The 22,693-nt window shown below is 47.5% G+C and carries 18 protein-coding genes, 1 tRNA gene and 2 pseudogenes; 7 read left to right on the top strand and 14 right to left on the bottom strand.

The window, feature by feature from the left end:
• Positions 1-118: 118 nt before the first annotated feature.
• The 11 genes and pseudogenes from CS022_RS08600 to CS022_RS08550 form a co-directional block, all read right to left on the bottom strand.
• The gene (locus tag CS022_RS08600) at positions 119-694 is read right to left on the bottom strand and encodes an MFS transporter (protein ID WP_235869348.1); all 576 of its coding nucleotides are present in this window, start codon (positions 692-694) and stop codon (positions 119-121) included.
• A complete protein-coding gene (locus CS022_RS26155) occupies positions 694-1,338 on the bottom strand; it encodes an MFS transporter (RefSeq protein ID WP_129121944.1) in 645 nt (214 codons plus the stop codon). Before CS022_RS26155 ends, CS022_RS08600 begins: the two co-directional genes overlap by 1 nt.
• Complete coding sequence (locus tag CS022_RS25280; RefSeq protein WP_201746244.1) at positions 1,335-2,297, bottom strand: amidohydrolase family protein; 963 nt, start codon at positions 2,295-2,297, stop codon at positions 1,335-1,337. The genes CS022_RS26155 and CS022_RS25280 overlap by 4 nt, the downstream gene beginning before the upstream one ends.
• Positions 2,288-2,878: an amidohydrolase family protein gene (locus CS022_RS25275; protein ID WP_201746243.1), complete on the bottom strand. Its 591-nt coding sequence runs from the start codon at positions 2,876-2,878 to the stop codon at positions 2,288-2,290. Before CS022_RS25275 ends, CS022_RS25280 begins: the two co-directional genes overlap by 10 nt.
• An 11-nt stretch (positions 2,879-2,889) precedes the next feature.
• Positions 2,890-4,140, bottom strand: a complete 1,251-nt coding sequence (locus tag CS022_RS08585; protein ID WP_129121943.1) for an aminotransferase class III-fold pyridoxal phosphate-dependent enzyme — start codon at positions 4,138-4,140, stop codon at positions 2,890-2,892.
• A gap of 72 nt (positions 4,141-4,212) precedes the next feature.
• The gene (locus CS022_RS08580) at positions 4,213-5,034 is read right to left on the bottom strand and encodes a siderophore-interacting protein (protein WP_129121942.1); all 822 of its coding nucleotides are present in this window, start codon (positions 5,032-5,034) and stop codon (positions 4,213-4,215) included.
• A pseudogene (locus tag CS022_RS27255) lies at positions 5,027-5,991 on the bottom strand (SDR family oxidoreductase). Before CS022_RS27255 ends, CS022_RS08580 begins: the two are co-directional and overlap by 8 nt.
• A 47-nt stretch (positions 5,992-6,038) precedes the next feature.
• The gene (locus tag CS022_RS27250) at positions 6,039-6,659 is read right to left on the bottom strand and encodes a phosphopantetheine-binding protein (protein ID WP_129121939.1); all 621 of its coding nucleotides are present in this window, start codon (positions 6,657-6,659) and stop codon (positions 6,039-6,041) included.
• A complete protein-coding gene (locus CS022_RS08560; protein WP_129121938.1) occupies positions 6,644-9,469 on the bottom strand; it encodes an amino acid adenylation domain-containing protein in 2,826 nt (941 codons plus the stop codon). The genes CS022_RS27250 and CS022_RS08560 overlap by 16 nt, the downstream gene beginning before the upstream one ends.
• A 2-nt stretch (positions 9,470-9,471) precedes the next feature.
• Positions 9,472-10,377 carry an isochorismatase family protein gene (locus CS022_RS08555; RefSeq protein ID WP_129121937.1) on the bottom strand — a complete coding sequence of 302 codons (906 nt, stop codon included), beginning with the start codon at positions 10,375-10,377 and terminating at the stop codon, positions 9,472-9,474.
• A gap of 11 nt (positions 10,378-10,388) precedes the next feature.
• Positions 10,389-12,038 carry a (2,3-dihydroxybenzoyl)adenylate synthase gene (locus CS022_RS08550; RefSeq protein ID WP_129121936.1) on the bottom strand — a complete coding sequence of 550 codons (1,650 nt, stop codon included), beginning with the start codon at positions 12,036-12,038 and terminating at the stop codon, positions 10,389-10,391.
• A gap of 637 nt (positions 12,039-12,675) precedes the next feature.
• On the opposite strand from CS022_RS08550, the gene CS022_RS08545 reads away from it, so the two are divergent.
• The 3 genes from CS022_RS08545 to CS022_RS27660 all read left to right on the top strand — a co-directional run bounded on the left by CS022_RS08545 (position 12,676) and on the right by CS022_RS27660 (position 15,495).
• On the top strand, positions 12,676-14,076 hold the full coding sequence (locus CS022_RS08545; RefSeq protein WP_129121935.1) for an L-cystine transporter: 1,401 nt from the start codon (positions 12,676-12,678) through the stop codon (positions 14,074-14,076).
• 67 nt (positions 14,077-14,143) lie between these two features.
• Entirely contained in the window at positions 14,144-15,223 is a 1,080-nt protein-coding gene (locus tag CS022_RS08540; RefSeq protein ID WP_235869335.1) for a CoA-disulfide reductase, read from the top strand.
• Complete coding sequence (locus CS022_RS27660; RefSeq protein WP_328590338.1) at positions 15,145-15,495, top strand: NAD(P)/FAD-dependent oxidoreductase; 351 nt, start codon at positions 15,145-15,147, stop codon at positions 15,493-15,495. The genes CS022_RS08540 and CS022_RS27660 overlap by 79 nt, the downstream gene beginning before the upstream one ends.
• A gap of 141 nt (positions 15,496-15,636) precedes the next feature.
• Here the strand turns inward: CS022_RS27660 and CS022_RS08535 are convergent.
• Positions 15,637-15,712, bottom strand: a tRNA-Asn gene (locus CS022_RS08535).
• A gap of 740 nt (positions 15,713-16,452) precedes the next feature.
• Between CS022_RS08535 and CS022_RS08530 the strand changes: the two genes are divergently transcribed.
• The 3 genes from CS022_RS08530 to CS022_RS08525 all read left to right on the top strand — a co-directional run bounded on the left by CS022_RS08530 (position 16,453) and on the right by CS022_RS08525 (position 18,435).
• Positions 16,453-17,016, top strand: coding sequence for a class II aldolase/adducin family protein (locus tag CS022_RS08530; RefSeq protein ID WP_235869333.1), 564 nt, complete (start codon positions 16,453-16,455; stop codon positions 17,014-17,016).
• Positions 17,013-17,219: a class II aldolase/adducin head domain-containing protein gene (locus CS022_RS26140; protein WP_235869332.1), complete on the top strand. Its 207-nt coding sequence runs from the start codon at positions 17,013-17,015 to the stop codon at positions 17,217-17,219. The genes CS022_RS08530 and CS022_RS26140 overlap by 4 nt, the downstream gene beginning before the upstream one ends.
• Positions 17,220-17,313: 94 nt before the next feature.
• Positions 17,314-18,435 (top strand): mandelate racemase/muconate lactonizing enzyme family protein, encoded by a 1,122-nt coding sequence (locus CS022_RS08525; protein WP_235869331.1) that lies wholly within the window; start codon positions 17,314-17,316, stop codon positions 18,433-18,435.
• Positions 18,436-18,487: 52 nt separating this feature from the next.
• Here CS022_RS08525 and CS022_RS08520 read toward each other — a convergent pair whose 3' ends face one another.
• Together CS022_RS08520 and CS022_RS08515 are read right to left on the bottom strand one after the other, a co-directional pair.
• Positions 18,488-19,336 carry an amidohydrolase family protein gene (locus tag CS022_RS08520; RefSeq protein WP_129121934.1) on the bottom strand — a complete coding sequence of 283 codons (849 nt, stop codon included), beginning with the start codon at positions 19,334-19,336 and terminating at the stop codon, positions 18,488-18,490.
• Complete coding sequence (locus CS022_RS08515) at positions 19,333-20,061, bottom strand: SDR family NAD(P)-dependent oxidoreductase (RefSeq protein WP_129121933.1); 729 nt, start codon at positions 20,059-20,061, stop codon at positions 19,333-19,335. The genes CS022_RS08520 and CS022_RS08515 overlap by 4 nt, the downstream gene beginning before the upstream one ends.
• 293 nt (positions 20,062-20,354) lie before the next feature.
• Between CS022_RS08515 and uvrB the strand changes: the two are divergent.
• Positions 20,355-22,378: pseudogene (uvrB, locus tag CS022_RS08510) on the top strand (excinuclease ABC subunit UvrB).
• Positions 22,379-22,693: the final 315 nt, after the last annotated feature.

Raw genomic sequence — 22,693 nt, 5'->3', positions numbered from 1 at the left:
GTGCGTAAGTCTTACGCTTGAGTCGTAATTGAATGTAGTACTTAAGTTTTGTCACTTCTTCATAATTTGCCCCTCCATCAATCAGATCTTGATGGCGGGGCAATAATTTACGCAATACCTAGAGGTTATCTGCCGTCTCGCTGCTTTTCTGAGTGAGCAAATACCTGATTGCGAGGATGAATGTTACCCCCAAAGCAACGCTTCCCATTAGCAGGAATAACATGCTGTAGCCGGACTCTTTACCAAAAAACTGCACCACAGGCTCTGTGATCAGAGGACTGGCAAACTGGCCAACAAAAAAGCAGGTTGTTATGCCGCCAATGACCTTTCCTCGCTGTGGCAAGGGCGTGAACGAGAACAACCAAATGATGAGGTTAGGTCGAATCAAACCAAGGCCAACACCGGCCAGCACCAGGCTCAATACTAAAACAGAAAGTGACTGTCCCAGCCCAAGAAGCACAAGCCCTGTGCCTATCGCAAACCAGCCCAGCAAGTGAATGGCTGGAATGCTGAGTTTTCCGCTTACCTTTCCGTAGAACATCGAAACCAGAGACATCATCAATAGAAACAGGGACAAAATGAAGCCCGTCTCAGACGCTGAGATCTGGTTTTCCGATACCAACAAGAACGGTAAGTGAAGAACAACGGTATACAAAACCAGAATTTCGCATCCTGCCAGCAAATAGCACGACATCAGTGAGCGACGCGGAACCGATGCTGCAGGTTGCTGCGGCGCACCTGCTGGCGAAGACGCAGGTTTTGCGGCTCGGTAACGAACAGCATCACAAACGGCGTAATAACCAATGCCAACAGATAAATACAGAAAACAAAATGCCAATTCTGCTCTGCTAATACACCTGCTAACGCCAGAAAGACAACACCGCCAAAGCCACCAAACGCAGCTTGCAAGCCCATATATCGGGCAAGGTCTGGGCCTTTGAAATAGTAGCCTGCCAACGTAGTGCAGCCGACCATTATGCAGGCCACAGCAACACCCAACATGGCCCTGCTGGCAAGAATGAGCCAGATTGAATCCGGCCAAAAATAGCCTGCGACACCCGTCGCGGCATAGGCAAATAACGCAACGACCAGAATCGCTTTCTTACGAGATTTGTCTAACATCTGCCCAACAAAAGGCGCACACAACGCAATCACCAGTCCAGGCAGTGCCATAGACATTTTGACCCAGAACTCTGACTGAGGCAGATCAGAAAAGGCCAGCTGCATACCCGGCAATGCCGGCGCCAGTGTTGCGCCAGCCATTACCGTCATCGTACTGGCAAGTAATAACGCCAGAGTACGAAATTTATCGTTATTTCCTTGGTTATCGGAACTCACGAAGGCCTCCCGATACGCTGTCGTGCAGACGCTACCGCTTTTTGATAATCAGCAAATAACTCGGCCTCATCAAATCGCGTGCTGCGTGTATCTTTAACAACCCAGTCACCCGCAACCATCACACTATCTACGTCCTGACTTGAGCCAGTGACAAGATAGGTTCGTAACGGGTGATTACCCAATTTGAAGCGATAATCACTGGTATCCACCAGCACAATGTCTGCTTGCTTACCCGCTTCCAAAGAGCCGATTTTATCTAACCAACCCAAGGCTTTCGCACCAAATAAGGTGCCTGTTTTCAGCGCCAGCGTTGGTGGACAAGCGGTGTTGCAGTTAAGGGCTTCGTTGTGGCCTAAGTGCGCACCACGCATGGCTTCACACATCCCACCTGTAAAGGTGATATCACCATCGGTAGACGATGACAGCCAAACGCCATCACGGAGGAAACGGCCAAGTTGCTTGGTCTCGCTAAGCGTATTTTCACCCAACATGCCGTAATGCGCTGGAGCGTGACAAATATTGACACCCGTTTCGAGAAGGCGTAGATATTCGGTCTCAGACGCATACGCCGTGTGAACAGCCAGCAAGTTGTGTGTCAGAAGACCGAAATGGTCGAAGCGTTCGATAGGTGTTTTACCAAATACTCCCCTGACAGCTTCACGCTCATTTTTCAGTGGTGCGAGGTGAGTCGCATAGGGTGATTTGTACTTGTCTGTGATTTCCTTCAGTGCCAGTAACTGGTGATCAGAGCTGCCAAAAGCACCCATCACAGACGGCATACCACCTACCAGACCAGATTTATGATCATGCCAGGTTTCAAGGAGCTGCACCCAATCTTCGGTCTGCGCTTGTGTATCAGCAATTTGTTTATATTCGGACGCACCGTTAGGGATCATAATGTCAGATCCCCAGCGACTAACCCTTAGGCGCATCCCTAAATCAATTGCTGCTACAGCCATTGAATCGGCTTTGTTGGCAGAGCCACATCGCCCAGGGCCGTGGTACCGGAGCGAAGCTGTGTCCACATACTCCAGCGCGCGATTGCGATTCCCTCTTCGAGGGTAAGCTTGCTGCCGACTGTCGAAATAAACCCAAACATCGAACCCAGCGCTTCAATGTTGCCACCGTTAGAGTAAGCGGTCGGCATAACATCGCTGTCATCAGGCTTTTCGTGGTTCGGGGCGACAAAGCTTTCATGCCAATGCGGGTTGACGAAACCGGGAAGTACCAGTTTCCCGCCAGCATCAACAACATGATCAGACTCGGGTAAATCATTACTCATTTCACCCATGGCTTTAATGTGCTGGCCCTCAACCAAAATCCAGCCATTTTCGATGACAGTATTGGCGGTGTCCGCTGCGTAAATAAAGCCATTTTTGATCAGTGTTTTAGTGCTCGGCTCAACGCCACCTTTTGGTGACAGATACGACGACAAATCAGGGTGGCTAGTGTGTTTTACCTCTGACGCATTATCGGCATCCGCCGATAATGACATCATTAACCCCTGCAGCCATGAAGGCTGTAGACAAGAACAACTCATTTTCTGCCCCGTTACCCTTTTTCACCATCAAATAGGCCGTTAGCTTTCATCGCCTGAAGTGCTTCTTTCACAGCACTAATAACAACATTGATGTCTTCTTCACTGTGAGCACCACTGATAAAGTTCACTTCACGTCGCATCAGCACACCGCGCTTAGCCATTTCAGCGAGGAAGGGTTCAGCAAATTTAACGTGCTCAACCGGGTTTTTAGCGAAAAGGAACATTGGAATCGGGTCATAGCCCACGACTTCAAGTGGCGTTTCAAGTGAGCGGGAAATAGCGTTTACTTCGCTCTTTAGCATTTGGCCAAGACGAGCGATGCGAGCAATGTAATCGGTACTCTTGTATTCATCGATAACCGCATTACACACTTCAAGCGACAGCATTTCGCCACCAAAAGTTGTTGATACTTGCAGCTCATCCATGCGAGACATAGTTTCAGATGGACCCGCAACCGCAGACAGCGGCATGCCCGCAGCAATACCTTTCGACAGTGTGACCAAGTCAGCCTGAACACCGAAGTATTCCTGCGCACCACCCAGTGCAAGACGGAAGCCTGTTACGACCTCATCAAACACCAGATAAATACCCGCGTCGGTACAAGCTTGTCTGACTTTGGCGAGGAACTCAGGTGTCAGTGTGCGGTTGTAAGGTACTGAAAGCAGCACAGCGGCAATTTTGTCATGACGTTCGCTAATCAATTCCAGAATTTTCGGCTCATCCATTGGCGTGAACAGCGGCATACGATGGGTATATTGTTGAATACCAGCAGGTACTCCTGGGGTATCAAATTGATATTGGTCATGCCAGCCGTTATAGCCGATAGTCACAATCTCTTCTCGGCCTGTGACATAACGAGTCAGGCGGATAGCCGCTGAGTTAGCATCTGCACCCGTTTTGAAGAAACGGACTTTTTCCGCACCCGGGATGATGCTCAAAAGGTTTTTCGCGGTTTTGATTTCAACAGGCGCGGGCAGCGAGTGAATCAAACCATTTGTCAGGTTCTCAGTGATCGCCTTTACGACCGCTGGGTGGTTGTGACCCAGCGTATTTGCCGCCAGACCGCAGATTAAATCGATATATTCGTTGCCATCGACATCGGTCACTTTGCTGCCCTGCCCTTTCGCCAGATACACAGGGAAGTGGCCTTTGGCAAATTGCTCCGGCTTTTTCATCATAGATTGGGTAAAGCCAGCAATGTACTTCTCGCCTTCCTGATGAAGCGCGAAAGAGGTGTCCAGATTCAGTGTTTGATTTGTCATCGTCGTTTCCTAATTATTCAGGGAAGTGGCGCAGCTGCGCCACTTGATTCATTCAGATAGGTTGTTCAGGCGTTAATACACCTTGTCCATGATGGTGTGACGTTCTTCGTGATAGGTTTCTTCGTCTTGCCCACGACGCCAGTAAGGAATGGCGTAAAGTGCTTTCTTAGTCAGCTGATAGTCAGTAATCAACTTGTCGCGGCAAGCAACAACACTGCTGTTTTCGCCAGCAATGAATGCGGAAAGAGATGAGGTGCCCAATGGCGGCGCCAGTTGCCCGATCTCTTCGACCAACTGTGGTGTTTTACGGCCTTTTTCACGCTGAAACCATTTCACCGACACACCTTTCGGGTGAATGAGCGAATGCTCATCTTCAAGTGAGTCCACTTCGATCAACACATGACCTTGGGCATCGTCATCGAGTGTTTCCAAAATAGCGCTGATCGCAGGCACGGCAGTGAGATCGCCAGCGATGATGTGCCAATCAGCAGGAGCAAGAAGCGGGTCTGGGCCACCCGGGCCAGCAACGCCAATTTTCGAACCGGGCACAGCATTTACCGCCCAACCCGAAGCGGGGCTATTGTCGCCATGGACGACAAAATCAATATCTAGCTCATTCACATCGGCACGATAATCACGCACGGTATATGCGCGGGTGACAGGTTTGTCTTTCGGCCAGACAATGCGTTCACCGTCCAGTGTCGGCAGTACCAGCGTGCCTGTCGAACGGTTGGCGAAAAACAGCTTAATATGTGCGCCCTTTTTATCTGTCGGGAACCCTTTCAAGGTCTCGCCCGTCACCGTCACTCGCAGAAGGTTAGGTGAAATTTGCTGCTTTCTCACACATTCCAGTAGTCGTGGTGGAACGCGCTGCGGCTTTCTGTTGTCACTCATTGATTGTCTCCATGTGGTCTTCCGCTGTCGGTAATTCGTCTGCCGAGATAAATGCAGGCAGTTGTTTTTGCAGCGGTATTATTGGTGTTGGAATCAGTTGATGGGTCGTGCCATATTCGAGGTAAAGGCTGAACAGCTCGCGGGTAATCGCAGGTAACGTTACCCCAAGCGCTTCACTGGCTGATTGGTATCGGCTGTCTTCAAACGCCATCGCGATAACCCTGTTGGTGTCGCTTGCTGAATCATCACCCGCTGACGCATCATGCGAGTTGTCTGTCCGGGTAAAGAAACTGAGGATCGTTTTATCCTGCTCTGAACCTTCGCGCTCGAGTGTTTGACACCACGCTTTGAGACTGACCAGCTCGAAATCAAACGACAGGCTCTGTAGCCAGCCAAAAATATCCATCACAGCGATATTGTTTTCTGGCGTGACGTTAAAGACATCGTTGCCAGGTCGTGACAGCGAGTGTTGAACGATAAAATCACTGATGGTATCGACGGGCGTCCAAGGCTCTTCGACATGCAGCTCCGGCAATACTCGATTATTTAGACCAGCAGCAATGATGCTCCAGACAAGGTCTTTGGCATTGATAAAGCCTTGTTTTCTGTCTCCGGTGACTCTTGCCAAGCGGTATACATTGACGGGAAGGCCGCGTTGAGCAGCTTGTTCCACCAAGCTTCAGCGACCCACTTAGATTGCTGATAACCATCGGCAAGTCCCTGATGTTGCCCGACAAAGTCTTCAATTAACGGGGCAGCACCTTTCGGTGCAACCGCAACGGTAGAAATATGGCTGAAAGGTACGCCTCTCACGGTCGCCAGTTGCAGCATGACGTGAGTAGCCAGCACGTTTGCATCACGAAGGCTACGATAATCACGCATCACGCTGGTTTGCGCCGCGTTATGAATAACGCAATCAATTCGGTTTGCCAGTGCTTGGTACTGTGAATCCGGCAGGCCAAGTTGCGGCGCGGATAAGTCTGACGCCAGCGCCGTTACTCGGCTTAAGCACGAATATCCAAGCCCTGAGCAAGCAACGCGGCTTCTACACGTGCCATACCGTGCGATGAATTGTCAGCCCGAACCGGACAGATCACTGAAATCTCAGGATCCTGAAGTAATTGATTGAGAAGCTGTGCGCCAACAAAACCCGTGGCTCCGGTCAATACCACCAGCGAGGGCTTCGGTGATAAGCAAGAGTTTATATCAGACGGCAACTCAGCACTCAGCGCGGCAACATCTTCAGCCATTTCGGTATGAACATCTTTCAGCTCTAGCTTGCTTTCTGACTGGAGCGACTGACAAAGTTCCGCTAGCCTCGGATTATCGAACACTTTCGAAACCGGTATGGTCTCATTCATCAACGAAGAAAGGCGTGTTGCCAGTTGAATACTTTGCAGTGACTGGCCGCCAATCAGGAAGAAATCGTCGTATCGGCCGACACGTTCGACACCCAACACTTCCTGCCAAATGGCCGCGACTTTTGCTTCAAACTCAGATAAATCAGAGTCTGAAGATACCTCGTTATCACTGTCGACCAGATTTGCTGACAACGCTTTTTTGTCAACCTTCCCAGAGGCATTGGTTGGCAGTACCGAGTATGTATGAACTACAGATGGCAGCATGGGTGCTGGGAGTAGATCAGCGAGCAGCGAGCGGAGGTAACCAACATCGATATCATGGTTCTCGCGCTGATCTGATACCACCAAGTGCGCAGCATAATCGGCATGCCCGATTGTGGATGCGGATTGACCGTGATTGCAGCATCATCCACCGTTTCAAGCGTCATCAGCACATGCTCGATTTCGCCCGGCTCAATGCGGTAGCCACTGATTTTGATTTGTTCGTCAATACGGCCCAGAAACTCTATGTTGCCGCACGGGTTGAGCTTGACTCTGTCACCTGTGCGATAAGCGCGCTGACCGGAGAGTGGATGATGAACAAAATCGAAAACCACAAAGCTCTCTGCAGTTTTGGTATCTAGCCCTAGGTAACCGTCACTCAGGCCGTCGCCCATCAGCAGTAGCTCACCTTCTTCACCTGTCGGCACAGGCCGAAGATCAGCGTCTACCACCGCGATGTGACGACCGGAAAGCGGTTTCCCGATTGTTGTAGAAGAGCGGGATTGCGCAAGATCAGCGAACGTCGCAACGACTGTGGCTTCACTAGGTCCGTAAGTATTTAGCAGCTTTATGTCAGAGCTGACTGCCTGTCGCCACGCTTCAACGCGCGGCGCTTTGACCGCCTCACCACCGATAATCACGGTGTTGAGTGAGTCCGGTAACGTCAGGGATTGCTCTTCAATGGCTAACGCCAGTTCATGCCAGAACGCTGTTGGTAAATCGAGAACACTTATCCCCCACTGCTGACAGCACGCAACAAAGGCTGACATACTTTCAAGCATCTCATCGTTTCTGACAACGATATGCGCACCGACAGACAGGGAAACAAATATCTCCTCAATGCAGGCATCAAAGTGTAACGGCGCAAATTGCAGCATGGTGTCAGAAGCAGTAATTCCGTAATCTGCAGCCGCAGCAAGCGTGAAAGTATTCAAGGCTTCAACGCTAATCATTACCCCTTTTGGCGTACCCGTGGAGCCAGATGTATAAATGAGGTAGGCAAGCGACATCGAGTTGAGGTCAGCCTGAAGCCAAAGGTTTGGCAGACTTTCTTCACTGCTGATATCTATTTCATCAACCGAGGTTGATGGGCATGCCGACAAAGCCTGTGTTAACTCGTCGTTGATAGCAGGCGAATAAAGACACAATGCAGGCTTGGCATCTTCAATAATTAATGAGTTTCGGCTCAGCGGCGCATCTGGGTCGACGCACACGAATCGATGTCCGGCAAGAAGCACTGCGACCATAGTGATCACCGCTTCCTGACTTCGAGGGATCGCCAGTAAAACGGTCTGATTCGGCGAAAGGTTGAAACCCTTGATGGCGTTAGCAACGACATTAACCCGCTCGGTTAATGCTTTATAGCTTATCGCCTCGCCACCCGCGTCAGATAAAGCAAGTGCATCCGGTGTTGATAATGTGTGCTGGTAAATACGCTGCAATAACGAGGTGCTCGCTTGCGCCTCGGGAAGTGCCATCGAGGATTGAATCGACAGCTTGTCCGTATTAACGGTCAGCGGCTTCTCGAGCACAGCGTCAATATTCTTGATAGCGATTGACAGACGCTGTTTCAGCTCAGACAAGACTGAATCGGTATAGCATTCCGAATTGGCTTCAATAGAGAAAACCAGCCCACCGTCCGGTTGTTTCACAAAGGTAAAGGCAATGTCCTCAACCGGTCCTGCACTCAGGGTATGTGGCGTCACATCGCAATCGGTAAGATCAAAGCGGCGCTCAAAAGGCAGGATATTGACCACGGGTCCGAACAACTTATTATCCGTCGTATTTCTCGCCAGTTCGTGCTTTAAATCTTCATAGCGGTAGCGGAAGTGGCGCCGTCCTTTTCGTATTTGCAGTGACAGTTGCTGATGCAAATCTCCGAGTGATTCTACACTTTCAAAGTCAGCCACTATCGGTACGATATTCATGTGCATGCAAGGTAAGTCTGCAGACACCGACCCCATACGCCCGGCAAACGGCATACCTAAAACTGTGCCTTTTATACCCGTTTGATGGTGAAGTTCTGCGGCGACTAGAGTGATCAACAAATCACCCCAGCTGCTCTGGTAGGTCATCGCAGCCTGGCTCAATATATCGAGCTGTTCTCCGGTGATCGTGGTCTTTGCTGTCAGCGTTTTTTCACTGATATCTGATGGCGGCTGATAAGAGAAGCTGACAGATTTCGGCGCGCTAGCCAGCAGAGAGTGCCAATAGTCTTTGTCTTTGACGAAATATTTTGATGAACGATAGGCGGCATCTTCATCAGACAGACGGGCATACTGCTCAATATCTGCGGGCGTTGGTGTGTTCGCATTACTCTGATACTGACTCAGTACTTTATCCGCCAATAAAGCAAAACTGTAACCGTCGCTGGCAACATGATGGATGCACAAGTACCAAAAGTGGCGAGTATCACTGAGCTTGATCAGCGCATGACGATAATTACGTCCAATAAAGATATCCAGAGGCAAGTTACGATCAGTATTCATCCATCTGATAGCCGCATCGCGAGGATGATGTTCAGCAGACAAATCAACGAAACGAATGGAATTACTGGCTGCCAGCTCATGATCAATACGCTGATGGGACGGCGAATCGCCATCCCTATCAAAAGCCATGTTCAGCGCAGACGCTGCTTGAGTAACATCCGTTGCAGCAGCCATGAAAGCCACCGCATCAAACTTACCTGAAAACTCCAGATATTCAGCCGCGTTGTAGCGTGTACTGTCTGCGTTGATCGACTGACCCAGCCAGATCCCAAACTGAGCCTGAGTCAGCGGAAGCGTCTCGTGACTGTCAGTGCTCTGCGTCATCGTCAGGCAACCTCACTCACTGCGGCTTTGTCGCTAATGGTTTGCCACCACTCAGCAAGCGTCACTGTTTTCACCAGTTCAGCGAATGTTACGGTTGAGCCCTGAGCACGCCATTTATCAAGTAGAACCATGGCGCGAATGGAATCCAACCCGATGTAGGTCAGGTTCTCATCGACTTCGACATCTTCCAAATCCAACATCAGTGCTTCAGCGACATCCTGTTGCATTGATTCGAGGCTCAGCGATAAAGGCAAAACGGCTGAATCAGACGACTTTTCGCTGCTTGACAGTGTACGCTTAACATCAGCCAGCGATTTCACATTACCCGCACGGCCCGTGACGTATTTCAGCGTAAATTCATGGTCTTGCTTCGAAAAATCACCAATCGCATCGCCAATCACAAACGGTTTGATATCGAGCATGAAGGCATCTAGCGTTGTCGATAAGATACCGATATGGCCGTAAATACCGCAAATCAGTAGCTGATCTCTGCCCGCTTCACGCATGTCTTCAAGAAACGTTGATTTCTTGAATGCGCTATAGCGCCACTTAACATATTGCTTGTCATCAGCGTCAGGTGTCAGCTCGTCAATAATCGGCGTACTGTCTTTCAGGCCCGTACCCCAAAAATCAGTGAGAAGTGCGCGATCTTCAGGTGCCTGATTAGCGGGCTGCGCGGTGTAGACCACTGGAATACCCGTTTCTTTACATGCCGCCTTGAGCGACTGGATATTGCTGATCAACTCTGGAATCGGTGAGAGTTGAGTGTCAAAGAAATTAACAAAGTAGTCCTGCATATCATGGATCAGCAGCACCGCCTTTGATGGATCAATTTGCCATGATGTTTTGTTTTCCGGAAACTGCTCAGCAGCAGGTAAGCTGTAAGCCTGAATTCTTGGTATAGCCATGTGTGTTTTCCCTAAACTAACGTGCGAGAAGGAGGGGTGCGCTTGGCAAGCAAGGTGGCAATGTGTGCCCGCAATGATTTCTTATCTACCTTTCCAACTTTTGTTTTGGGGAAAGCATCGATAAGCTCATAACGATCCGGGTATTTGTAATCCGCCAGATGCTTACTGCGCATGAACTTATTGAGGGTGACAGGCCGAACGGCGCATCCTTTTTTGACGATGATGAAGGCACAAATCCTCTCACCCAGTAATTCGTCTGGCATAGACACCACAGCAGCGTCAAACACGTCTGGGTGCGAAAGCAGGTGGTTTTCCAACTCTTCTGCCGCGATCTTTTCGCCACCTTTGTTGATTTGATCTTTGTCTCGACCCACAACAGTGAGATGTCCTGTCTCTGTCTGTACAACCACGTCACCACTGGCGTAGTAACCTTGATCAGTAAATGCTTTTCGGTTGTGTGTGTCGGCGTTGAAGTAACCTCGGAAGGTGTATGGACCTTTGGTCGTCAGCAGCCCTTCTTCACCCTGTTTAACAGGCTCGCCATCTTCATCAACAATCACAACCACATCGTCCTCACTCATCGGACGGCCTTGCGTGTTGTGGCGCGTCCACTCGTCATCATCGAGGCGAGTATAATTGACCAATCCTTCCGCCATGCCGAAGACTTGCTGAAGAGTCACGTCCAGCTCGCTTTCAACTCGTTTAGCAAGGTTAGTGCTAAGCCTTGCGCCGCCGACTTGGAGGTATTTCAGGCTCGCTAATGCTTCAGCGCCATCAGGGGCGTTCAGCCACAAAATGGCGGCTGGCGGAACTAATGCTGTCCAGTTCACGCCATGCTGTTTAATCAATGGGAAGCATGTTGACGGGGACGGATCAGGCGCAATCACCAGCGTGCCGCCAGCGAAAAACACACCGAGGGCGCCAGGTGAACTGAGTGGAAAGTTATGGGCTGCGGGCAGTGCACACAAATAAACAACCGAGTCTTCCCATTCACAAACATCTACACTTTGGCGAACGCTGTAGTAGTAATCGTTGTGAGTTCTTGGGATCAGCTTCGGTGTACCTGTGCTTCCGCCAGAGAGTTGGAAGAAAGCAACCTCATCAGCGCCCGTCGCTTTAGGCACACAAGAAATATCTGTTTCTTCGTTTAACCAGAGTTCACGTAACGAGGGAGCAAAATCCACGTTGCCATCAACGAGTAATTCGAAGGCAATATCCTCGTTCTCACGAAGTTGGTTTGTAAAATCGGCGGTTTTGAACAAAGGCTGCAGTTCAGAGCCAATAACCAGTTTTGGCTCCAATTGCTTTGCGTAGTGCGACAGCTCTTCGCGGTTGTGATTAAACAACGCGTTTACCGGGACAACACCAAGACGAAGAAGCGCAAAATAGACGACGTAAAACGGAAAATCATTGGGCAGTTGTACTAATGCTGTGTCACCTGCTTTGAGGCCTCGTTTCGCAAGTGATGCTGCAAGACGAGTCGAGTAAAGCGCCAGCTCAGCGTAAGTCAGTCTACTGTCATCAGTGATAATGGCAGTTTTACTTCCTTGCGATGTCAGATGACGATCAAGGATGTCGGTGAGTTGAAGGTCAAGCCAGAAGCCCTTTTCTCTGTATCTTTTCGCTTCATCTTCCGGCCAAGGGGTATAATTTACTCGCATATCGATCCAAACCGAGACTCAGACAATTTCGTGGCTACTCAGCACGTTAGTCCTCATCTCACTCCCTGTGAGTACAACACTGAAACTGACTCAGATCGGCCGTCTCATTGTTGCGTGTAAAATTTCATGGGTGCGAATTGTAATGCGAATTATTCTCATTACAACAAAAATCAATGAAATTTTTTTCGTGATACGCTTGAGTTCAAATCTTAGAAAGAAGGCACACAATAACTAAGGGTGTAATTTGAATGGCAGGTGAAGTGGCTATTTATTCGATAACAGTGAATGTTATTTATACAAAAATCTAACATTGACTAATAACCAATCAAAAATTGGTAGATATTCATCCATCTCTATAATTTGTGTTTATTATCTATATGATTTTTTCATTATTATTTTTATCTGACTGAGATAATAATTCCCCTCCTTCTTTTTAATAAATCCTCACTACTAAATATAATAATAAAAACAATATACAAGCCAATGAATGTTAAATGAAAATAAATTAACACTTTCCTAAAAAATCAATACTTTAGACCTAACTAACTCTATTTAATAACAATAAAAACAACAAATATCCCAATAGAGAACAACAAATTTAACACATTAAAAACACACACTATCATAAATAAATACTATGACTATAAGCATTATCATTAACCTCGTTATTTTTATCGCATTGCTTTTATTTATATTTCTTCAGCAATCTAAACATATATCATTTACCAAGCGAGTCTTCACTGGACTCGGGCTAGGTATCGCTTTTGGTGCATTACTCCAGCTTTATTACGGATCCGGTTCCGACATTATCGCAACAAGTATCAACTACATCGATATTGTCGGAAAAGGCTATGTGAAACTGCTTCAGATGATCATTACGCCACTGATCATGGTGTCGATTATTTCAGCAATCTTAAAGCTCAATAGCAGCTCGTCTCTGGGTAAAATCAGCGCCATGACAATTGGTACATTGGTTTTAACCACCAGTATCGCCGCTTTGATAGGTATTGCGTGGTCGAATCTTTTTGGTTTGACCGCTGAGGGGCTAACGTCCGGCGCAGCAGAAACCGCAAGAGCACAAGTGCTGGAAAATAGGCTTGGAACTGTCGAGCAGTTATCGTTTGCCGATATGTTGATACAGTTTATCCCCGCAAACCCGTTTCTGGATATGACAGGGGCACGCAGCACATCAACGATTGCCACTGTCATCTTCTCCGTCTTTATCGGCGTTGCAGCGACAGGTATTTCGCGTAAGAACCCTGATGTCTTTGTCTCGTTTGAACACTTCGTGACAGTAGCAAAAACGATCGTCATGCGTATCGTGACACTGGTACTTCGCCTAACCCCTTATGGCGTTATGGCATTAATGACTAAAGTGATTTCAGGCTCAAACTATGCTGACATCGTCAATCTGGCGCATTTCGTGATGGCATCATACGGTGCACTTTTCACTATGTTCGCTGTTCATTTGGCCATTGTCGCATTGGTTGGCATCAACCCATTACGATACCTTAAAAAAATCACGCCACTTTTGACGTTCGCTTTCACTTCCAGAAGTAGCGCTGCATCCATTCCACTCAATGTTGCAACACAGGAAAAAGCACTCGGGGTATCAAATGGAATCGCTAATTTTGCCGCCTCATTCGGCTCAACCATAGGTCAAAACGGCTGTGCTGGTATCTACCCTGCAATGCTGGCTGTGATGATTGCTCCAACACTGGGCATCAATCCCTTGGACCCTGGCTTTATCGTTACCCTCGTTGCTGTCATTACAGTCAGTTCCTTTGGCGTTGCTGGCATTGGCGGCGGTGCAACATTTGCAGCTTTGATTGTCCTGTCTGCGCTCGATTTTCCGGTTGCATTAGCTGGGCTGCTTATTTCTATCGAGCCTCTGATTGATATGGGCCGAACCGCACTCAATGTATCAGGCTCGGCCATGGCTGGCACAGTTACCAGTAAACTTCTTGGGCAAACTGACATATCAGTATTCAACAAAGACAACACCGTCAGCCTAGACAGTGAAGAAACCGCAGCCTAAGTCCCCATCATCTTGAAGTTGGTAGGGATAAAAGCGCCCTGCCAGACTTCTATTGCAGGAAAGTAGTATGAAAATTGTCATCATTGGCGGTGAAGCCGCCGGTATGAGCGCAGCAGCCAAAGCAGCACGCACCAATCCATCCGCAGACATCATCGTTTATGAGGCATCAGAGATCATTTCGTTCGGCGCGTGTGGGCTTCCCTATTTTGTTGCCGATGAGTTTCAAGACCCTTCTTACATGGCGGAATTTACGCCAGAGCAATTTGCCAAACGTGGTATTGATGTTCGCACAGGCCACCGCGTTACAAAGATCGACAGTGTCAATAAAACGCTGGATGTGAATAGTGATGAAGGAACAATGACCGCTCGCTATGACAGGCTAATGATTGCTACTGGAGCACGCGAAATCATACCGCCTATCGAAGGCCTGAGGAAAGAAGGCGTTTACTCTCTTCGCAGGATGCAAGATGGCATTGATCTAAAAGCAGCAATAGGCAACGAAGCCTGCCAACACATTACCGTCATTGGATCAGGATTTATTGGGCTGGAAGTGGCTGAAGCCATGGTGCACAGGGGTAAAAAGGTACGTTTGATTGAACGCGCTTCCCGACTTATTCCCGATGCGTTTGATAGTGAAATCAGTAAGCACTTCATGACCGAGCTTCGGCAAGCAGGTGTTGAAGTACTGACAGATGAACAGGTGATCTCAGTAATCGGTGACCAATCCGTAGAAGGAATAATCACAGATAAGGGGGAATACCAAACAGATTTAGTGCTGGTATGCACGGGTGTTAAACCCAATACAGACTTTTTGCTGGAGACAGGCATTGAGATGCTGGCAAACGGTGCCATACGCATTGACCAACACGGAAAAACATCACTAAATGACGTGTGGGCGGCGGGAGATTGTGCATCGATTCCGAATGCGATATCAGGCAAAGATAGCTACATACCACTTGCAACAGGCGCAAATAAATTGGGGAGGCTGGTTGGAGAGGCGATGGCACGATCGTCAGCATCGGGCCAACATCAACAGATCTCGCCCTTCACCGGTTCACTGGGAACGAGCTGTATAAGATTGCTTGGTCTCGAAGCGGGGCGCACTGGCCTTTCGGAGCGCGAGGCGGTGACCGCGGGTTTGAGGTAAAAGCCAAAACAATCACAGATAAATGCCATACGAACTATTGTGATGGTCAATCAGATCTTCACATGAAACTGATTTACGAGACAGACACAAAACGCATTCTCGGTGCACAAATGGTCGGAAGGAAAGGGGCTGTTCACCGGATTGATGCAATGGCCGTAGCAATTACCATGGGAGCGACAACTAGCCAGCTTGCTACGATGGACTTCGCCTATGCACCGCCATTTTCACGGACATGGGACATCATGAATGTCGCAGGTAATGTGGCGAAGTAATTCGACAATATAGTTATCAGAATGGGCCTTGAGCCCATTTTTTTGCTTTGAACACATTGATAGCCGGGCTAACACGAGCGCTTCGTGTTTTCGGCCTGACAGAAAGTAAAAAGCCCCGGTCTTTCGACCGGGGCTTTAAAGTGGCTCCCCCTGCTGGACTTGAACCAGCGACATACGGATTAACAGTCCGCCGTTCTACCAACTGAACTAAGGGGGAATCGCTCAAAGCGGGGCGAATATTATCGGTGACGATAAACACTGTCAATACTGCATTGAGAAGATTTTTAGGCAATCGATTTGATTGGTCAAAATACCAACGTTTGACTCTTATTTTGAATATTCATTGTTCAGTGCTGTGAATAGTTAAAGATACGACATCTGGCATACCTTATGTTTACTAGTGATTAGAGGTGTATTGCTCATTATGGGATGCTGTCGAAAACGCAGATGAAAAGAAGGCTCGCCAGCGAGAATGATTTTTTGGTTAAAAAATGCACAAGCCTTGGCGGCGAATAAAATTATTGGGCCTTTCCTTCGTCGAACAGCGTCGTTAAAAGTGTGATTCAGGTCTTGTTTGACCATAAATTGGCCTTTTTACCGCTTTAAAGTAAATTTCATTAAAAAATTGTTGACTTTCGGAAGTCCAAAACAGCGTGGGAGCTACAGTAGTTACCCACAAATTCTGTGGATAACTGTGTTAATCAAGAAAGTTTTCCACTTCAAACCGTACAAAGTGTTTTATGAAGCGATGATTATTTAGTGATGTAACGCTCAATAAATCATCAGGATACAAAGAACTTAAAGCGTTTAGACGTCTACCTATTGTTTTTTTTAAGTGCTTAGTTGTACACATCTCGCTGTTTATCTAGAGTAGGCCACCTGCACACCTATTTTGTCTGATTCAAAAGTGAAAATTGTGCGACGAATCGAGAAGCAAACAACGCGAAAGGAGAGCCTGTGAACGAGCTGCTAAAACTAAATTTGAAAAATCAGGTCAGTGATATTGAGTGGCAGTTAAGAGTTGAGCTGGCTGCATGCTATCGTTTGGTTGCACACATGGGCTGGGACGACCTGATTTATACCCACGTTTCTGTGAAAATTCCTGACACCGACACGTATTTAGTCAATGCGTTTGGCGTGGCTTTTGATGAGGTAACAGCATCAAACCTCGTCAAAGTCGATCTTGATGGAAATGTACTGGAAAGCTGCCCTTTCACGATAAACCCAGCTGGTTTTACTATTCATAGTGCGATTCACGAAGTCAGACCAGATGCTCGTTGTGTGCTTCATCTTCATACCAATGAGACAATAGCTGTTGCCTCACAGAAAGATGGTCTTCTGCCGCTCAGTCAGTACTCAATGTTCTCCCTTTCATCGATGGCTTACCATGGCTACGAAGGCTTGGCGGTCGACATGGATGAAAGAGAAAGTCTGCAAACCGATTTGGCAGATAAAAACCACATGTTGTTGATTAATCATGGTGCCCTGACACTCGGGCCGACGGTTGGTGACGCTTTATGAGGATGTACGATCTGCAACGCGCTTGTGAGATTCAGTTGATGTTGCAAGCAACCGGAAAAGATGCCGTGGCAGTGCCGAAAGCGATTCAAGATAACATTTATGCTCAAGCTAAGGTTGTCCATTCTGGTTCAACCGGTGGGCAAAAGGCATGGCCTTCTTTATTGCGTAAAGCCTATCGCTTAGACCCTAGCTTTATGGAATAAGCTCTTACTATTTTTCAGATTACTACCAATGGAGAACAAGGATGAAAGTCACTTCGGTTGAAGTTTTTGATATTCACTGCCCGGAGCGTCCGCCATGGAATCCGGTTTTTATCAGGATCCATACGGACGAAGGTATCTCTGGTGTCGGCGAAGCGGGCTGGCTTACGACCTCGGTCATAGTGCTGCTGCGAACATGATTAAAGAGATGGCGGAAGCGTTTCTTATTGGTCATGACCCTTTTCAGACCGAAAAGTTATGGTCTCGGATGTTGCGCGAGAGCTTCTGGGGATTGGGCGGCGGACCTGTTGTTTATGCGGCAATGAGTGCTATTGACACCGCGCTGTGGGACATCAAAGGTAAAGCGTTGAATTTACCCGTTTACCAGCTGCTCGGTGGCAAGGTGAATGATAACCTTCGCACCTATGCTTCTCAGCTCCAGTTTGACTGGGACAAAGAGTTCAAAGCTCTATATCGCCCTGAAGAGTATGCAGAGGCTGCATTAAAAGCTGTGGCTGAGGGTTACGATGCGGTGAAAGTTGACCCCATCATGTATGACAAAGATGGCAACACTTACTACGAGCGTACAAAGATCATTTCTCGCGCTGAAATGAAGCTCTATCGGGCGCGTATGCAGGCGATTCGAGAGGCTGTCGGTGACGAAGTGGATATTATCTTTGAATGCCACAGCCTGCCCGGTGCGACCACAGCAATTCAACTCGGTGCTATTGCAGAAGAGTTTGACTGCATGTACTACGAAGAACCAGTGAATTATCTCAACCACTCGTTGCATGCAAAAGTTGCCGATAAAGTGGCTGTGCCAATCGCAGGTGGTGAGCGTTTATATAACCGTTGGGGTGTTCGACCATACCTTGAAGATCAAAGTGTTGACGTTCTTCAGCCGGATATTGGTCTCTGTGGCGGCTTCACTGAAACCAAGAAAGTGTGTGACTATGCGGATATTTTCGATGTTCGTATTCAGGCGCACGTTTGCGGTGGCCCAGTTGCAACAGCTGCTTCCTTGCATCTCGAGACGGCTATTCCTAACTTCCTGATCCATGAGCACCATACCTACGCTATTAAGTCATGGAACCGCGAGTTGTGTCTTCAAGACCCTCAGCCTGTTAATGGCCAGTTCACTGTATCTGAAGAGCCGGGAATCGGCATTGAACTGAACGATGAAGTCGTCAAGCGTTCGCCTCATATGATTATCAAATAGCGCTTAGCGTTGAACCTAAAACCAGCCGTATGGCTGGTTTTTTTCATGTTATTTAAAAAGCATAAATTTTGTGGGCGTTGTCGTGCGTGAGCTTTTGTAAACATGCTTCAGAAAATGGCAACTTTGTATAGCACTCCCAAAGCGTCTGATACTTTTTGCTGAAGAGACAAAGGGGAAAGTTGCTCGCTAGCATCACTCTGTTCTCGCCAAAAAGGGTGATCAGATGACCAATCACCTCTTGCATGTGTTTCAAGCTGTATTTCCTATCAGTCATTTCCCAGCCAGATGCCTTCACAAAAACATTGGAACATTCAGACAAAACACTGAGGTTTGACCGCCATATGCCCATATCAATTGGGGTTGGAAAGGCAGCATGATTAATCACTACTTTGAGGTCTTTAAAGCGCTCAAGCAAAGAAGCCAGCGCGTCTGCGGCTTGAGTCTCTTTACCGAAAAACTGTGCTTCAAATAACAAATCGTTGTGTGCGAGTGTCGACAGATTATTTTGAACCCGCTGGTCAGTTAATAGTATTGCGGCTTGTTCATCTAGGATGTGTCTCACGCCGACCACGGATGAAAACGTTTTTAGCTTCTCGACAGCGACCTCAAAGTCGTTTTCGTTTTGCGTTAAATCAACACATGCTACTGAGCGAAACGGCAACGTCACTGTGCTCTCAAGCCACTTTACTTCTTTCCAAGGAGAGCGGTTGTCGAACCCTGCTTCAATATGAACAAAGCCTGCAAAAGCCTGCTTCTCTCCAAGAGAGAGATCGACCTCCGAGAAGTTTCGGTATATTTGGTGTTTGTCAGACCAATGTGGAGGCTGCTCTGGACGAAGCCACAAGTAATCCCCTTTATCGAGGTCAAATAGGTGGATATGCGGGTCGATAACCTTGTTCATTTCGCCGTATAACCGCCATCGATGTTGTAAAGGCTACCCGTAATAAACCGTGCTTTATCGCTTGCCAAAAACAGTGCTAAATCCGCAATTTCTTCAGGTTGCGCGATACGCCCTAAGGGCTGCAGTGCGGCTTCTTCTTTGTGAATGTCTTCTTTGTTTGCTCCTGAGCGAGCACAATAATTGTCGATCGCTTGATGATAGAGGGGCGTTTCTGTTGTTCCTGCGCAAATTACATTGGCGCGAATGTTAAAACTTGCATAGTCAATCGCCGTTGTTTTGCCCACTGAAGCGAGAGCGTGTTTACTGAGGTTGTAGGCGAAAGAATTGGGTTTAGCGATATGGCACTGGTCAGAACCCATCAATACGATACTGCCGTTTTGCTGTGACTTCATGACAGGTAAACAGGCCTGAATTGCGTTGACTGACCCTTTTACGTTGATAGCAAAAACATTATCGAGTTCTTCTGTTGAAGTGTTTTCGATGTTTCCACTGAAATGAATGCCCGCATTACAAATGAGTGTATCAATGCGACCGAACTGGTCGATCACTGTCTTGACAGCCGCATTTACATCAATCGATTTTGTGACATCGCATCGAATAAAGTGACCTTGGTCACCCTGTCCAATGTCGAGGTTGTACACTTCGTAACCCTTAGACAGTAAGCCGCTAACGATGGCTCGGCCGATACCCTTAGAACCACCTGTTACGATTGCTACCTTTGCCATTGATATCTCCACTTGGAATTTCAGCGAGCAGACACAATGTAAGTGTGACTGCAGATTATTTTTTGTTGGAGCAGAGAGGGAAGGCTCCGACAAAGCTTTGTCGGCATACTCTCGGGCTTTATCCGGTAAGTCAATATTAAGCCAATGATTTAACTTACTGACAGTTGGTATGTTTAGATGCAATAAGCGTATATTTGCTAGTCGAAACCAAACAGATTGTAAATTGACCGTTTGACATTGGCACCACCTCGTTGAGAATAGTAAGTGCTAACACTTCATACTCAGGAAGCATAATGGAAAAAGCGTTTAAACTTCATTCACCTTTTGAGCCTTCAGGCGATCAGCCGAAAGCCATTGAACAATTGCTTGATGGTCTTGATTCAGGTTTGGCGCATCAAACCTTGCTGGGTGTAACGGGTTCAGGCAAGACCTTTACAATAGCTAATGTCATCGCCAAAACGGGTCGTCCGACCATGGTGCTTGCTCCAAATAAGACGCTTGCAGCCCAGCTTTACGGAGAAATGAGAGAGTTCTTTCCTGAAAATGCTGTTGAATATTTTGTTTCTTACTATGACTACTATCAACCGGAAGCCTATGTGCCTTCTACGGATACGTTTATAGAGAAAGACGCTTCGATAAACGAGCATGTTGAGCAAATGCGACTGTCTGCAACCAAAGCGTTAATGGAACGTAGAGACGTTATTATTGTTGCGTCTGTCTCAGCGATCTATGGCCTTGGTGACCCTGATTCATATCTTAAGATGATGCTTCATGTGCGCCGCGGTGACATGTTGGATCAACGCCAAATACTGAGACGATTAGCAGAGCTACAATACACCCGAAATGATCAGGCATTTACCCGCGGTACATTCCGGGTTCGTGGTGAAGTCATCGATATCTTCCCTGCAGAATCTGATAGAGACGCAGTCCGAATTGAACTTTTCGATGATGAAGTTGAAGCCATCAGTAGGTTTGATCCACTTACTGGTGCGGTCAGCGAACGGAATATGCCCCGTTGTACCATTTACCCCAAGACACACTATGTGACTCCCAGAGAAAGAATCCTTGAAGCTATCGAACATATCAAAGTAGAGCTTGTTGACCGTAAAGAAGTACTTTTGAAAAACAACAAGCTTCTTGAAGAGCAGCGGATTTCTCAACGCACGGCTTTCGATATAGAAATGATGACGGAACTGGGTTATTGCTCGGGTATTGAGAATTACTCGCGCTATTTAAGTGGGCGCCTAGAGGGTGAACCACCACCGACATTGTTTGACTATCTACCGGCTGATGGTCTGTTGATTATTGATGAATCGCATGTGACTGTTCCTCAGATAGGCGCAATGTACAAAGGTGACAGATCAAGAAAAGAAACCTTGGTGGAATTTGGTTTCCGTTTACCCTCTGCGCTTGATAACCGACCGCTCAAGTTCGATGAATTCGAGGCGATTGCTCCTCAGACTGTTTACGTATCTGCGACACCAGGAAAATATGAGATCGAAAAGTCGGATGACGATATTGCTGATCAGGTCGTGCGCCCTACAGGGCTTTTGGATCCTGAAATTGAAGTACGGCCAGTTGCGACGCAAGTTGATGACCTGCTATCTGAAATTCGCCTCCGTACCAATAAAGATGAAAGGGTGCTTGTAACAACGCTGACCAAGCGGATGGCTGAAGATCTTACTGAATATCTTGAGGAGCACGGCGTTCGCGTTCGATACCTTCACTCAGATGTTGATACGGTTGAGCGTGTTGAAATTATTAGGGATTTACGATTAGGTCAGTTTGATGTACTGGTTGGGATTAACCTCCTAAGAGAAGGGTTAGACATGCCTGAAGTTTCACTTGTCGCGATTCTTGATGCCGACAAAGAAGGCTTTTTACGTTCAGACCGATCACTCATTCAGACAATAGGCCGAGCAGCAAGGAATCTCAGCGGAAAAGCTATTCTTTACGGCGACAGAATAACCGGCTCGATGGAGCGTGCGATCAATGAAACCGAGCGTCGACGCAGTAAGCAAATGGCCTATAACGCAGAAAAAGGTATCGTCCCACAAAAACTGAACAAAAAAGTCATGGATGTTATGGAAATGGGTGGTAAGCGTAAAAGCCATAAACCAAACCTATCCCTGCACTTAGCAAAGTGGCTGAACCGGATGGTGGGTATGCAGCTCAATCTCCCCAACAGCTCGATGCGGAAATCAAGAAGTTAGAAAGTCAGATGTACGAGGCTGCGCAGAATCTCGAGTTTGAGCAAGCTGCGACGATACGAGACCAGATATCTGAGCTCAGGCAGCTTTTCATAAACAACAGCTAAAGATGGTAAAGGCAGCAGAATTTAACTGATTCAGGATAAAAAAAAGCCAGCCGAAAATTTGGCTGGCTATCTTGTTTGAGTGAACGAAGTGCTCACAAACAACGTCAGTTGGCTAGGTGACCCATAAGGGTCATGGTAATAAATGCACATACCGTGCCAAGTTATTTTTATGCAAAATGCCCTAGTATTTGGCGTTTTTGCTAATCTGAAAGATATCAATTTCGCATTTTGCAATGCAAAAAGCATTGGTAGCGATTTTTTGAACTATTATCGGTATAATTCAAAAAACATAACGAATCAAATCTCAGCAAGGAA

Origin of the sequence: Veronia nyctiphanis (assembly GCF_004116385.1) — a bacterium.
GTDB lineage: Bacteria > Pseudomonadota > Gammaproteobacteria > Enterobacterales > Vibrionaceae > Veronia > Veronia nyctiphanis.
The sequence above is the reverse complement of the archived record's forward strand: the minus strand, read 5'-3'. Positions and strand labels throughout refer to the sequence as shown.